General features: G+C 61.9%; 12 protein-coding genes. 8 read left to right on the top strand and 4 right to left on the bottom strand.

Annotated features, from left to right (window positions below):
- Positions 1 to 17: 17 nt before the first annotated feature.
- The gene (locus tag SSARUM_RS21640) at positions 18 to 1,019 is read right to left on the bottom strand and encodes a LacI family DNA-binding transcriptional regulator (protein ID WP_033649706.1); all 1,002 of its coding nucleotides are present in this window, start codon (positions 1,017 to 1,019) and stop codon (positions 18 to 20) included.
- A 24-nt stretch (positions 1,020 to 1,043) separates the two neighbouring features.
- Positions 1,044 to 2,426 carry an MFS transporter gene (locus SSARUM_RS21635; protein WP_033654718.1) on the bottom strand — a complete coding sequence of 461 codons (1,383 nt, stop codon included), beginning with the start codon at positions 2,424 to 2,426 and terminating at the stop codon, positions 1,044 to 1,046.
- 392 nt (positions 2,427 to 2,818) lie between these two features.
- On the opposite strand from SSARUM_RS21635, the gene ubiC reads away from it, so the two are divergent.
- Entirely contained in the window at positions 2,819 to 3,334 is a 516-nt protein-coding gene (gene ubiC, locus SSARUM_RS21630; RefSeq protein ID WP_033636208.1) for a chorismate lyase, read from the top strand.
- A 17-nt stretch (positions 3,335 to 3,351) separates the two neighbouring features.
- Positions 3,352 to 4,224 (top strand): 4-hydroxybenzoate octaprenyltransferase, encoded by an 873-nt coding sequence (gene ubiA, locus SSARUM_RS21625; RefSeq protein ID WP_033636207.1) that lies wholly within the window; start codon positions 3,352 to 3,354, stop codon positions 4,222 to 4,224.
- 65 nt (positions 4,225 to 4,289) lie between these two features.
- On the opposite strand, the gene plsB is transcribed toward ubiA, so the two are convergent.
- Positions 4,290 to 6,755, bottom strand: coding sequence for a glycerol-3-phosphate 1-O-acyltransferase PlsB (plsB, locus tag SSARUM_RS21620; protein WP_033649708.1), 2,466 nt, complete (start codon positions 6,753 to 6,755; stop codon positions 4,290 to 4,292).
- A 148-nt stretch (positions 6,756 to 6,903) separates the two neighbouring features.
- On the opposite strand from plsB, the gene SSARUM_RS21615 reads away from it, so the two are divergent.
- The 4 genes from SSARUM_RS21615 to SSARUM_RS21600 all read left to right on the top strand — a co-directional run bounded on the left by SSARUM_RS21615 (position 6,904) and on the right by SSARUM_RS21600 (position 9,948).
- Entirely contained in the window at positions 6,904 to 7,272 is a 369-nt protein-coding gene (locus SSARUM_RS21615) for a diacylglycerol kinase (RefSeq protein WP_015379225.1), read from the top strand.
- Between the two features lie 102 nt (positions 7,273 to 7,374).
- Positions 7,375 to 7,983, top strand: a complete 609-nt coding sequence (gene lexA, locus SSARUM_RS21610) for a transcriptional repressor LexA (RefSeq protein ID WP_004936736.1) — start codon at positions 7,375 to 7,377, stop codon at positions 7,981 to 7,983.
- 102 nt (positions 7,984 to 8,085) lie between these two features.
- Entirely contained in the window at positions 8,086 to 9,423 is a 1,338-nt protein-coding gene (gene dinF / locus SSARUM_RS21605; RefSeq protein WP_033636205.1) for an MATE family efflux transporter DinF, read from the top strand.
- A 315-nt stretch (positions 9,424 to 9,738) separates the two neighbouring features.
- Positions 9,739 to 9,948, top strand: a complete 210-nt coding sequence (locus tag SSARUM_RS21600) for a CsbD family protein (RefSeq protein WP_033636203.1) — start codon at positions 9,739 to 9,741, stop codon at positions 9,946 to 9,948.
- 102 nt (positions 9,949 to 10,050) lie between these two features.
- Here SSARUM_RS21600 and zur read toward each other — a convergent pair whose 3' ends face one another.
- Positions 10,051 to 10,563, bottom strand: coding sequence for a zinc uptake transcriptional repressor Zur (gene zur / locus SSARUM_RS21595; RefSeq protein WP_015379223.1), 513 nt, complete (start codon positions 10,561 to 10,563; stop codon positions 10,051 to 10,053).
- Positions 10,564 to 10,808: 245 nt separating this feature from the next.
- On the opposite strand from zur, the gene SSARUM_RS21590 reads away from it, so the two are divergent.
- Both SSARUM_RS21590 and dusA read left to right on the top strand, forming a co-directional pair.
- Positions 10,809 to 11,381: a sugar O-acetyltransferase gene (locus tag SSARUM_RS21590; RefSeq protein ID WP_033654715.1), complete on the top strand. Its 573-nt coding sequence runs from the start codon at positions 10,809 to 10,811 to the stop codon at positions 11,379 to 11,381.
- 110 nt (positions 11,382 to 11,491) lie between these two features.
- The gene (gene dusA / locus SSARUM_RS21585; protein ID WP_033636201.1) at positions 11,492 to 12,502 is read left to right on the top strand and encodes a tRNA dihydrouridine(20/20a) synthase DusA; all 1,011 of its coding nucleotides are present in this window, start codon (positions 11,492 to 11,494) and stop codon (positions 12,500 to 12,502) included.
- Positions 12,503 to 12,651: the final 149 nt, after the last annotated feature.

Genomic DNA, 12,651 nt, shown 5'->3' with positions numbered 1-12,651 from the left:
GGTGTCCTGAAAAACCGCTAACAGCCGCACGAACGGCGGATGCGCAGTTGAAAAGCGAATTCATGCAGCTCGGCGGGCGCGGCGCCGGCGGCCAGCATGGCGATGGCCCGCTTGGCCATGGCGTCGATCGGCTGCTCGACCGCGCTGAGTGGCGGCACGCTGAATTCGGATTGCTGTGTGCCGTTAAAACAGATCAGCGCCAGATCGTCCGGCGCGCGCAGCCCATGCTCCGCCAGCGCCGACAGGCAGCCGAGCGCCTGCTGCTCGTTGGAGGTGAAAACGGCGCGCGGGCGCGGGCCTTGCACCAGGCGCTGGGTGGCCTGGTAACCGCCCTGGCGGGTGTAAGGCGCTTCGAAAATCCACGCGTCGCGTGGCGCGATGCCCGCCTCCAGCAGCGCATCGCGCCAGCCGTTCAGGCGATCCTGCGCGTTGAGCATGGTCAGCGGACCGATAAAAATGCCGATGTCGCGATAGCCGTGCTGCAGCAGATGGCGGGTCGCCTGGCAAGCGGCGTCGCGCTCGTCGACGCGGATGGCGCAAACGCCGGCCTGGCTGTCGATGGTGTCTATCATCACGCAGGGAGTGCCGGAAGCGCGGATCAGATCGAACCACGGGTGGCGATCGACGCTGGTGTACAGCAGGCCATCGACCTGGCGGCGCAGCAGGTTGTTGATAAGCTCATACTCGCGCTGACGATCGTCGCCGGCATCGCCCAGCAGCAGCACGCGGCCGCGGCTGAAGGCTTCCTGCTGCAGCGCCCGCGCCAGGGTGGCGAAGAACGGGTTGGAAATATCCGGCACCACCAGCCCGTAGGTTTGCGTGCTGCCGGAGGCCAGCGCCCGCGCGATGTCGTTCGGCCGGTAGCCGGTCTGCTCGATCGCCGCCAGCACGCGCAGCCGGGTGGCTTCCGCCACCGGGCGCGGGCCGTTGTTGATCACGTAGCTGACCACGGCGACGGAGGTGCCCGCTACGCGGGCCACGTCGGCGCGGGTAACGCGTCGCGCGGAGTGATTATCCAAATTGAGATCCTGTTCGCCTTCTCGCTACGCGGCATCCTGCGGCAGATTGAGATCGCGGCCGCGGGTTTCGGGAGCAAAGAAGGTGGTGATTAAGCCGATGCCCGCCATTACAACAAAATAGGCGGCGACAGGCCACCAGTGACCGAAGCCGGAGAGCAGCGCGGTGGCGATCAGCGGCGCGGTGCCGCCGGAGAGGATCGAGCCGAGCTCCTTGGCGAACGCCATCTTGGAGTAGCGGTTCTTCACGCCGAACAGTTCGACGCCGTAGGCCGCCTGCACGCCGAAGATCCCCAGCGATGCGATGCACATGCCGACCACGATCACCGAGATGACGATCGCCGGTTCACGGCTGTCGAGCAGCCAGAACGCCGGGAAGGCGTACAGCACCAGCAGCAGGCAGAACCAGCGGTAGGTGACGCGGCGGCCGAAGCGATCGGACAGCCAGCCGGCCAGCGGGATCACCAGAAAACCGCACAGCGAGGCGATCAGCACCGCCAGCGCCGGCACCGATTTATCGACCATCAGCACCTTGGCGACGTAGCCGACGATAAAGCCCTGGCACAGATAGGAGGGGCCGTTTTCGCCGATGCGCAGGCCGAGCATCACCCAGAACGCTTTGGTGCGCTGCAGGTAGCTGCGTGAGTCCGGCGCGGCCTGAGCGGCGTCCAGCATGCGCTGGTGGTTTTGTTGCAGCTCGCGCTCGAACACCGGCGTTTCGCGCACGTGACGGCGCAGGTACAGCGCCACCCCGGCGATCAGAATGCTGGCGAGGAACGGAATGCGCCAGCCCCAGCTCATCAGATCTTCCTTGTCGAGTTGCAGCACCAGCAGCCATACCAGCGACGCCAGCAGGGTGCCGCTGTTGGAGCCGATGGCGATGATCGAGGCCACCAGCCCGCGCCGCTTGGCCGGCGCGTATTCCGCCAGCATCACCGCGCCGCCGGACAGCTCCGCGCCGGCGCCGAATCCCTGCGCGAAGCGCAGGATCACCAGGCAGGTGGGCGCCCAGACGCCGATTTGCGCATAGGACGGGATCAGGCCGATCAGCGTGGTAGAAATGCCCATCAGCGCCACGGTGGTGATCAGCACCACGCGGCGGCCTTTGCGATCGCCGATCCAGCCGAACACCAGCGCGCCGATCGGCCGCGCGACGAAACCGACTGAGTAGGTAGCGAAGCTGGCCAGCAGAGCGACCAGCGGCGTGGCCTCGGGGAAGAACACATCGCCGAACACCATGCCGGCCGCCAGGCCGTACAGCGCGAAGTCGACGTATTCCATGGCGGTGCCGAGCCAGCAGGAGAAGGTGGCGCGCCAAAATTGGCTGCGCCCCTCTTTGGTTGCCAGGCGTTCATCGGCCGCCAGCGCGGCGTCGGCGGTCTGTGGAGTGGCAAGCGTTGTTTCGCTCATGACGGTGCTATCCTCTTTTGTTCTGCGCCTGGAGGGGCGCGGTTAAAGATGGTTTCCCTGGTGCCGGCAACAAAGGTGTGCCGACAAATGATGTCGGACGCATGGCGATTCAACGCTGCGGTGTCAGAGTATCTACGCGCGTAGATAAAACAACGCGACAAAGATGAAACTTTGCAGGCGATCACAGAATCGTCATCGTGCCGGGGAACGAAGATAGAGAATACGGATGGCAAAAAGATGACAGAACCCCGGTTTTTCCGGCCGATAGGCCTGCCGTTTTCGCCACGAATCAGCCTGCCGCTTTCGCATTTCTGCGCTACAATGGGGGCCTGTTAACAGTTTGTATCGTCTGGCGCGCCGTACCGGCTGCGGTTCAGGCGAGGAGTAAAGCAATGTCTGGCATCAGGGATTCCATCCTGCCGCCGCTGGAGTGGTTGTCCGAACAGGATCCTCCGGCGCCCGCCGCCGTCAGCGACTGGCTGATGGAGTTAGGCTCCATGACCCGCCGATTTGAACGCCATTGCGCCCAGGTGCGCGTCGAACCGCAGCGCGAATGCTTCGTCACGCGCGAGGCGCTGGGCGACGAGGCGAAGCACCTGCCCGACAGCCCGCGCTACTGGCTGCGCGAAGTGGTGCTGCTGGGCGACGACCAGCCCTGGCTGCTAGGGCGCACGGTGATCCCGGAAAATACGCTGACCGGCCCCGACCAGGCGCTGGTGGATCTGGGCACGCTGCCGCTGGGGCGCTACCTGTTCAGCAGCGGCGAGCTGACCCGCGACTATATTCATATCGGCCGGCAGGACGCGCTGTGGGCGCGCCGTTCACGGCTGCGGCTGGCGGGCAAACCGCTGTTGCTGACCGAACTGTTTTTACCGGCTTCGCCGCTGTATTCAGCGGTTCCTGCATAAGAGAGGAGAGCAAGACCTTGGAGGGAAGCGTGACTCAAAGTAAATGGCGGGCTTACAGCCATTTGATGCGCATTGATAAACCGATCGGCACGCTGTTGCTGCTGTGGCCGACGCTGTGGGCGCTGTGGCTGGCCGGGAAAGGCGTGCCGCCGCTGTCGATTTTGCTGGTGTTCGTGCTCGGCGTGTTCCTGATGCGCGCCGCCGGTTGCGTGGTGAATGATTACGCCGATCGCGCGGTGGACGGCTACGTGAAACGCACCGCCGGGCGGCCGATGCCGAGCGGCCGGGTGAGCGCGAAAGAGGCCAAGGTGCTGTTCGTGGTGCTGGTGCTGATTTCGTTCTGCCTGGTGTTGACGCTCAATGCGATGACCATTTGGCTGTCGCTGGCGGCGCTGGCGCTGGCCTGGGCGTACCCGTTCATGAAGCGGGTGACCAACCTGCCGCAGTTCGTGCTGGGCGCCGCGTTCGGCTGGGGCATTCCGATGGGCTATGCGGCGGTCAGCGAATCGCTGCCGCTCAGCTGCTGGCTGCTGCTGCTGGCCAACATCTGCTGGACGGTGGCCTACGATACGCTGTATGCGATGGTCGACCGCGACGATGACCTGAAGATCGGCATCAAATCCACCGCTATCCTGTTCGGCCGTTATGACAAGCTGATCGTCGGGCTGCTGCAGTTCGCGACGCTGCTGCTGCTGGTGTGGGTCGGTTATCTGGCGCAGCTCGGCGGGGCGTTTTACTGGTCACTGCTGCTGGCGGGCGCGCTGTTCATTCACCAGCAGAAACAGATCGCCGGCCGCGAGCGCGAGGCCTGCTTCAAGGCCTTCCTGCAGAACAACTATGTGGGGCTGGTGGTGTTCATCGGCATCGCGCTGAGCTATCTGCCGACGTAACGCTTCCCTTCCGCAAGAAAAAAGGCACCCCGAGGGTGCCTTTTGTGTTTCCGCGCCGGGCGAAATCACTCGTCTTTCTCTTCTTCCGCATCGGATTGCGGCAGGGCGTTGGTCTCTTCCGGCATGTTGACGCTTTCGATGGTCAGCTTGATCTCCGGCGTGATCAGATCGCTCAGCATGTTGTATACCTCGAGGGTGTGCTCGCGGATCGCATCGCCGCTGTCGTTGATATAGCCTTCTTCGCGCAGCGTTGCCACCAGGGTGGAGAACACCGCCTTGTCGAAGAATTCCGGCGCGTTGATGCCGTGCAGCACCGACAGACGCTGCGCCATGATGCGGCTCTCTTTCTCCAGCGCGCCGCGGTTGATGCTCGGGTTGGCGCTGAGGATCGACATGGTGATGGCGTAGCGTTGCAGGGTTTCGCGCACCCCGGCGGCCAGCAGCTGCAGCGGGCGAATGCGCGCCGGGTTCAGCACCAGCTCGTCGCCTTTGTCGCAGATCAGCTGTTGACGGATCAGCTCGTCGATCACCGGCCGCAGCACCTCCGGCAGCTGTTCCTTGTCGTTATGCAGGAACAGCTCGGCTTTCAGCATCGGATAGATCATGCCGATTTGGCGCAGCAGCTCGGCGCGCGATACCCGGCGGTGATGCATCACGATGCTGGCGATCAGCGACGGCAGCACCAGCAGGTGGTGGATGTTGTTGCGGTAATAGGTCATCAGCACCGCCTGCTCGCGCGGCAGGATGATGATGTCGCCGATGCTGTCCTTCTCCACCTCGAACTTGTTCATGTTCAGCGCGTGATCCAGCAGCTCGTCCGGCGTTTGCGTCGGCACGGTGACGTCACGCGCGTAAGGCGCGTTGCGCATCAGCTGCAGGTAGCACTCGAGCTGTTCGATCAGCTGCTCGCGGGTCAGCGAACGCTGACGCGAGGCCAGCAGCGCGGTGGAACACAGGTTCATGGCGTTGGCCGCGGCGGCGTTGTTGATGCGCACCATGATCTGGCCGGCCAGATCGTTGACCGTCGGCGTCAGCCAGCTTGGGCGCTGGGCTTCGATCGGATCGATCGACTCGCGCCACTGCGGCACGTTCTGGTTGAGGTAAGCCGTCAATGGCAGCGGTTCGCCGAAGTTGACGTAACCCTGGCCCAGGTTGCGCAGCTTGCGCAGGCCGCGCAGCATCTGCGGCAGGCTCTCTTTTTCCTTGGTGGCGCCGCGCAGCTCTTTGGCATAGGTACCCACTTCCATCACGTGCTCGTAACCGATGTAAATCGGCACCAGCGTGATCGGACGGGTGCCGCCGCGCAGCATCGCCTGGATGGTCATCGACAGGGTGCCGGTCTTCGGCTCCAGCAGGCGCCCGGTGCGGGAACGGCCGCCTTCCACGAAGTATTCCACCGAGTAACCGCGGGTGAACAGCTCGCCGAGGTATTCGCGGAACACCGTCGAGTACAGCTTGTTGCCCTTGAAGGTGCGGCGGATGAAGAACGCGCCCAGGCGACGGAAGATCGGGCCGGCCGGCCAGAAGTTGAGGTTGATGCCGGCGGCGATGTGCGGCGGCACCAGGCCCTGGTGATACAGCACGTAGGACAGCAGCAGATAGTCCATGTGGCTGCGGTGGCAGGGCACGTAGACGATCTCGTGGCCGTCCTGCGCCAGCTGGCGCACGCGCTCGGCGTTGGTGACGTTGATGCCTTGATACAGCCGGTTCCAGGTCCAGCTCAGCACGCGGTCGGACAGGCGCACGGTTTCGTAGGAGAAATCGGCGGCGATCTCTTCCATCAGCGCGATGGCGTTTTGCTGGGCCTTCTCGTGTGAGATCTTCTTGCTGCGCGCTTCGTCCTCGACCGCTTTTTCGATCGCTTTGGACGCCAACAGCTTGTTAAACAGATCCTGACGGGCCGGCAGGCTCGGGCCCACTGCGGCCAGGCGCTGACGCGAGAAGTGCATGCGCGCCACGCGCGCCAGTTTCTGCGCGATGGTTTTATCCGTTCCGTGTTCGGTGGCCATGCGGCGCAGCGAAACGGTGTTGGAGAAACGCACGAAGCTGTCGCGGCCGAGCCACAGCACGGCGAAGAATTTCTGCACGCCGTTCAACAGACGCAGGTGCGGCGTACCGTGGCCTTCGCGGCCCGGCGAGCGGCCGAACATCACCGAAACCGGCAGCATCTGAATGTCGAGATCCGGATTGCTGCGATGCAGATCCAGATAGTCGTGGAACAGCTTTACCGACTCTTCTTTCGGGGTGTAATAGCGGAACACGCGCGGGCCGTCGTGAATGAACACGTAGCTCGGCAGCACGGTGCCGTCGATCTCCAGCGAGTTGAGCGGATCGGGCAGATCCTGCGCCAGGCACTGGGTGCGCAGCGTCAGCAAATCCGCCTTGGAATTGTAAGGTAAAACATACAAAATCGGCCGTGAGGGATCCAACCCTAGCTCGGTAACCGGATCTGAAGGGATGACCTTACTTCTTACCAACAATTTAAGTGGTAAATTCAATATTTTATAATAAATTTTACGCCAACCTGACATAACAACGTGAAGCCTCTTGTTAGCAATGCGCCGCAAGCATACCAGAAACCGGGTAGCAGATCTGTGGTGTTCGAAAACCGAGAGCCGTCAGCGCGGACTGTTCTAGACTCTTTTTATTATGACCGACCTCTGAGAAAGGCACGAAAACATGGCAAACCAAGCAACCGGACTGACCCGCATCATCAAGGCCGCCGGCTATTCCTATAAAGGGCTTTCCGCCGCCTGGCAGCACGAAGCGGCGTTCCGCCAGGAACTGGTGGTCACCCTCCTGGCTATCATACTGGCTGTCTGGCTGGATGTGGGTGCGATAGCGCGCATTTTATTGATCGGATCGGTAGCGCTGGTGATGATCGTCGAGATCCTGAACAGCGCGATCGAGGCGGTGGTGGATCGCATCGGCAGCGAACATCACGAGCTGTCCGGCCGAGCCAAGGACATGGGATCGGCGGCGGTGTCGCTGGCGATCGTGCTGGCGCTGTTCGTTTGGGGCACGGTCTTATGGCAGCACTTCGGCTGACGAAAAGCGCCTACTGACTGATTTTTATTTAATCTTCGGTTCCCAATCCGCGCTTACCTGTATATACTCACAGCAAGACTGTATAAACAAACAGGGGGCGGAATGAAAGCACTAACTACCAGACAGCAAGAGGTCTACGACCTGATTCGCGAGCACATTTCGCAAACGGGCATGCCGCCAACGCGTGCCGAGATCGCGATGCGTCTGGGGTTCCGTTCGCCTAACGCCGCCGAAGAACACCTGAAGGCGCTGGCACGCAAAGGCGTGATCGAAATCGTCTCCGGTGCTTCGCGCGGTATCCGCCTGCTGATGGAAGAAGAAGAGGGTCTGCCGCTGATCGGCCGCGTCGCCGCCGGCGAGCCGCTGCTGGCGCAGCAGCACATCGAAGGGCACTACCAGGTGGATCCTTCCCTGTTTAAACCGAGCGCCGATTTCCTGCTGCGGGTGAACGGCATGTCGATGCGCGACATCGGCATTCTGGATGGCGATCTGCTGGCGGTGCACAAAACGCAAGACGTGCGCAATGGCCAGGTCGTGGTGGCGCGCATCGAAGACGAAGTGACGGTCAAGCGCCTGAAAAAGCACGGCAACGTGGTTGAACTGCTGCCAGAGAACAACGAATTCCAACCTATCGTGGTCGATCTGCGTCAGCAGAATTTCACTATCGAAGGGCTGGCGGTCGGCGTGATCCGCAACGGCGACTGGATTTAATCGTCGCACCCTCAGTGCCGCCTCCTTGTATCAATCGCCCCTGTTCTGGGGCGTTTTTGTTTCTGACCTTGCCATTCGCCACCGCTACGGGAACTTCTCATCATGCGCTTGATTTCCGCCTTTACCAGCGACACCGATAAAGCTCTGTGGCGCCTGGCCCTGCCGATGATTTTCTCCAATATTACCGTGCCGCTGCTCGGGCTGGTGGACACCGCGGTGATCGGCCACCTCGACAGCCCGATCTATCTGGGGGGCGTCGCGATCGGCGCGGTGGCGACCAGCTTCCTGTTCATGCTGCTGTTGTTCCTGCGCATGAGCACCACCGGCCTGGCGGCGCAGGCGCTGGGGGCACAGAACCCGCAGGCGCTGGCGCGCGCCTTTATGCAACCGCTGCTGTTGGCGCTGCTGGCCGGAGCGGCGATCGTCCTGCTGCGTTATCCGCTGATCGAACTGGCGCTGCGGATCGTCGGTGGCGATGGCGAAGTGCTGGAACAGGCGCGGCGTTTTCTTGAGATCCGCTGGCTCAGCGCCCCGGCGGCGCTGGCCAATCTGGTGCTGCTGGGCTGGCTGCTCGGCGTGCAGTACGTGCGGGCGCCGGTGATCCTGCTGATCGTCGGCAACCTGCTGAATATCGTACTGGATATCTGGCTGGTGATGGGCCTGGGCTGGAACGTGCGAGGGGCGGCGGCGGCCACCGCCATCGCCGAATACGCCACGCTGTTGCTCGGCCTGTGGCTGGCGTGGCGGGTGATGCGCCTGCGCGGTATTACCCTGCCGATGCTGCGCCAGGCTTGGCGCGGCGATCTGCGTCGCCTGCTGGCGCTCAACCGCGACATCATGCTGCGTTCACTGTTGCTGCAACTGTGCTTTGCGTCGCTGACCATTTTCGGCGCTCGCCTGGGGAGCGAGGTGGTGGCGGTCAATGCGGTATTGATGAATCTGCTGACGTTCACCGCCTATGCGCTCGACGGCTTCGCTTATGCGGTGGAGGCCCATTCAGGCCACGCCTACGGCGCCCGGGACGATAGCCAACTGCGTAAGGTGTGGCACGCGGCCTGCAGGCAGGCGGGGCTGGTCGCGTTGGCCTTCGGCCTGGCGTATGCCGTTACCGGCCAGCAGATCGTGGCGGCGTTGACCTCCTTGCCGGAGCTGCGTGCGTTGGCTGCCCATTATTTACCGTGGCAGGTCATTCTGCCGCTGGTCGGGGTGTGGTGCTATTTGCTGGACGGCATGTTTATCGGCGCCACGCGCGGCGCCGAGATGCGTAACAGCATGGCGGTGGCTGCGGCAGGGTATGGTCTGACGCTGTTCAGCGTGCCGCTGCTTGGCAACCACGGGCTTTGGCTGGCGCTGGCGGTGTTTCTGACGTTGCGCGGCGTGGCGTTGGGCTGGATTTGGCACCGCCACCAGGTGCGCGGCAGCTGGTTTACCGCACATTAATCCGGGCGTTCTGTTGGGGTAATGGTTAGTTTTTCTTATGTTTTTTGTCATGTTTGCTTACATGTTTTCAGCCTGGTCCCGTTCGCGTTAGTTCGTTGTTTGCTGGCGTTTTTTGTTTTTATTTTGTCAGTTAATGGTTTTTTGTTCTGTGTTTTGGCTTTTTTATTTCCATGTTTAACTAGAATGAATCATGTGGCTGGTAAATGAAGGGGAACGGTGCTCCTTAAGGTGAAGGGAGCATCAGCCAGAAAAATTTCTGGTTAACCCCGGCCGGCGACAGGGATCACTGATTCACCACAGGTTAACGGAGAGACTATGAATAAAGATCAAGCCGACGGTAACTGGAAGCAGCTGAAAGGCAAAGTGAAGGAAAAATGGGGCAAGCTGACCGATGACGATCTGACGGTCATCGAAGGGAAACGCGAACAGCTGGTCGGCAAAATCCAGGAGCGCTACGGTTACCAGAAAGAGGCGGCCGAGAAAGAGGTGAAAGCCTGGGAAGAACACACCAAACACCGCTGGTAATTTGCAGGGCCGCCATTGAAGGCGGCTTGCCCAGCGCAGGCCGGCGTCGCTCTCATCCTCTGGCGCCCCGGCCGCAGGTACAGGGAGGTACCTGACTTCGTCTTACTTCTTCTTGATGGCGATGCTGTGATCGTGTTCGGCGCAGTCATGCTTGCTGTCGCACGCCTCAACCTCCACGCAGCCGGCGCACAAACCGTGCGCTTCCACCACGCTGTGGCGCAGCGCAAATCCGGCTTCCTGCGCCAGCTTCTGCAGCGTTTCCTCTACGCCTTCAGTGGTGCGTTCGGTCACCTGGCCGCAGCGGTCGCAGATAAACAGTGCGGACGTGTGCATCGGCTGTTCGAAATGGTGGCACAGCACGTAGCTGTTGGCGGATTCCACTCTATGGATAAACCCTTGCTCCAGCAGAAAATCCAGCGCGCGGTATACCGTCGGCGGCTTGGCCTGCGGTTCTGCGACGCGCAGCAGATCGAGCAGGTCATAAGCGCTGATTGCACCGGGTTGCTGAGTCATCAGACGCAGCACTTCCAGCCGCTGCGGCGTCAATCGCACATTGCGTTGCTGGCAGAGGCGTTCCGCCTGCGCCAGCAGCTTTTCCTGGGTGGTTGAGTTCATCGCAAATATCCCGGTACGTAAAAAAGCCGATTTTACCATGATTACGGCGAATCGCCGAGAGTTGCCCCCTTTTCCCCTGAGGATTGCGCAGGGAAAGGCGCGCAGAGTGCGCTAAAAGAGAGATGCATCACAACTTTTCCCCGCCGCAGGGCGACAAATCAACATTGCCGGTTTTAGCGCTGGAGAGCGGCGGGCGAGAGCGGTATAACGCGCTTCACCCGCGTGATGAGCAGGAGCCTTGTGCGATGACGGAAAGAGAGAAGCTGTTAAGCGGCCAGGTGTACAACAGCCGCGATGAAGAATTGATTGCTATGTACCATCGGGCCAGAGCGTTGACCAAAAGCCTGGGCGAGCTGGGTTCGCATCAGGCGGACGAGAAAAACCGTCTGCTCGGCGAACTGTTCGGCGCCTGGGGCGAGGCGAGCTGGATCGAAACGCCGTTCTGGTGCGACTACGGGCAACATGTCCGCATCGGCAAGAACTGTTTTATCAACGTCAATGCGGTGTTCCTCGACTGCAATACCATCACCATCGGCGACAACACGCTGATCGGCCCCAACGTGCAAATCTACACGCCGAGTCATCCGCTGAAGGCCGGTGAACGCTTTACCGGTGACCCGGCTTTCCCTTTCCGCACCTCGGCGCAGCCGGTGTCCATCGGCAGCAATGTGTGGATCGGCGGTAACGTGGTGATCTTGCCGGGCGTGACCATCGGCGACGGCACCACTATCGGCGCGGGCAGCATCGTGACCGGCGACATCCCGGCCAACGTGCTGGCGCTGGGGCAGCCGTGCCGGGTTATCCGCGCGTTGGAATAGGGCGCAGATAAGGCGGTTTTCCCAACGGCGCCGATTGTCGTTATAATAGCCGTTTGCGGCCGCGCGCCGTTCGTTGAACCCAGACAGACTCAGGTAGCCAGTAACTCAGCATGACGAAAGACAACCACGCCCCAACCTACGCCGCCAATCGTTTCTCCATCGCGCCGATGCTCGACTGGACCGATCGTCATTGCCGTTACTTCCACCGCCTGCTGACCAAGGAAACGCTGCTGTACACCGAAATGGTGACCACCGGCGCGATCATCCACGGCAAAGGCGACTACCTGGCCTACAGCGAAGAAGAGCATCCGGTGGCGCTGCAGCTGGGCGGTAGCGATCCGGCCGCGCTGGCGCACTGCGCCAAACTGGCGGAGCAGCGCGGTTACGACGAGATTAACCTCAACGTCGGCTGCCCGTCCGATCGCGTGCAAAACGGCATGTTCGGCGCCTGTTTGATGGGGCAGGCGACGCTGGTCGCCGACTGCATCAAGGCGATGCGCGACGTGGTGTCGATCCCGGTGACGGTGAAGACCCGCATCGGCATCGACGATCAGGACAGCTACGCCTTCCTGTGCGACTTTATCGAGACCGTCGCCGGGCGCGGCGAGTGCGACATGTTCACCATCCACGCGCGCAAGGCCTGGCTCTCCGGCCTCAGCCCGAAAGAGAACCGCGAAGTGCCGCCGCTCGACTACCCGCGCGTTTATCAGCTGAAGCGGGATTTCCCGGCGCTGACCATCGCCATCAACGGCGGGGTGAAAACGCTGGAGGAGGCGCGGCAGCACCTGCAGCATCTGGACGGCGTGATGATGGGGCGCGAGGCGTACCAGAATCCGGGCATCCTGGCGCGGGTCGACAGCGAACTGTTCGGCGCGCAGACCGCAGTGCCGGACAGCGTGGCGATCGTCGAAGCGCTGTATCCGTATATCGAGCGCGAGCTGTCCAACGGCACCTATCTCGGCCACATCACCCGCCACATCCTCGGTTTGTTCCAGGGCGTGCCGGGCGCGCGCCAGTGGCGTCGCCACCTGAGCGAGAACGCCCACAAGCCGGGCGCCGATGCGCGGGTGGTGGAGCAGGCGCTGGCGCTGGTGCGTCAGCCGCGTGTCGAAATGGCGTAACCCACAAAAATTTTGACCAACAGTTAGTCTTTTTCGCCAGGCATTCGGCACGTTGCTGGATGCCTGCCCCGTTTTTTCAATAGGTTAGCCCTTCCGCCATTCTGGCACGCTTCTTGTAATTCACTCTGCAGATACGTTGAGTTGCAAAG

Source organism: Serratia sarumanii (assembly GCF_029962605.1).
Classification (GTDB): domain Bacteria; phylum Pseudomonadota; class Gammaproteobacteria; order Enterobacterales; family Enterobacteriaceae; genus Serratia; species Serratia sarumanii.
Note: the sequence above shows the minus strand (reverse complement) of the source record. Positions and strands in the feature narration are given on the sequence as shown.

Excerpts from the sequence above, each read along its gene's own strand:
- SSARUM_RS21635 (WP_033654718.1), bottom strand. The coding sequence starts at position 2,426 with ATGAGCGAAACAACGCTTGCCACTCCACAGACCGCCGACGCCGCGCTG.
- ubiC (WP_033636208.1), top strand. The coding sequence starts at position 2,819 with ATGTCTGGCATCAGGGATTCCATCCTGCCGCCGCTGGAGTGGTTGTCC.
- plsB (WP_033649708.1), bottom strand. The coding sequence starts at position 6,755 with ATGTCAGGTTGGCGTAAAATTTATTATAAAATATTGAATTTACCACTT.
- SSARUM_RS21615 (WP_015379225.1), top strand. The coding sequence starts at position 6,904 with ATGGCAAACCAAGCAACCGGACTGACCCGCATCATCAAGGCCGCCGGC.
- lexA (WP_004936736.1), top strand. The coding sequence starts at position 7,375 with ATGAAAGCACTAACTACCAGACAGCAAGAGGTCTACGACCTGATTCGC.
- dinF (WP_033636205.1), top strand. The coding sequence starts at position 8,086 with ATGCGCTTGATTTCCGCCTTTACCAGCGACACCGATAAAGCTCTGTGG.
- SSARUM_RS21600 (WP_033636203.1), top strand. The coding sequence starts at position 9,739 with ATGAATAAAGATCAAGCCGACGGTAACTGGAAGCAGCTGAAAGGCAAA.
- zur (WP_015379223.1), bottom strand. The coding sequence starts at position 10,563 with ATGAACTCAACCACCCAGGAAAAGCTGCTGGCGCAGGCGGAACGCCTC.
- SSARUM_RS21590 (WP_033654715.1), top strand. The coding sequence starts at position 10,809 with ATGACGGAAAGAGAGAAGCTGTTAAGCGGCCAGGTGTACAACAGCCGC.
- dusA (WP_033636201.1), top strand. The coding sequence starts at position 11,492 with ATGACGAAAGACAACCACGCCCCAACCTACGCCGCCAATCGTTTCTCC.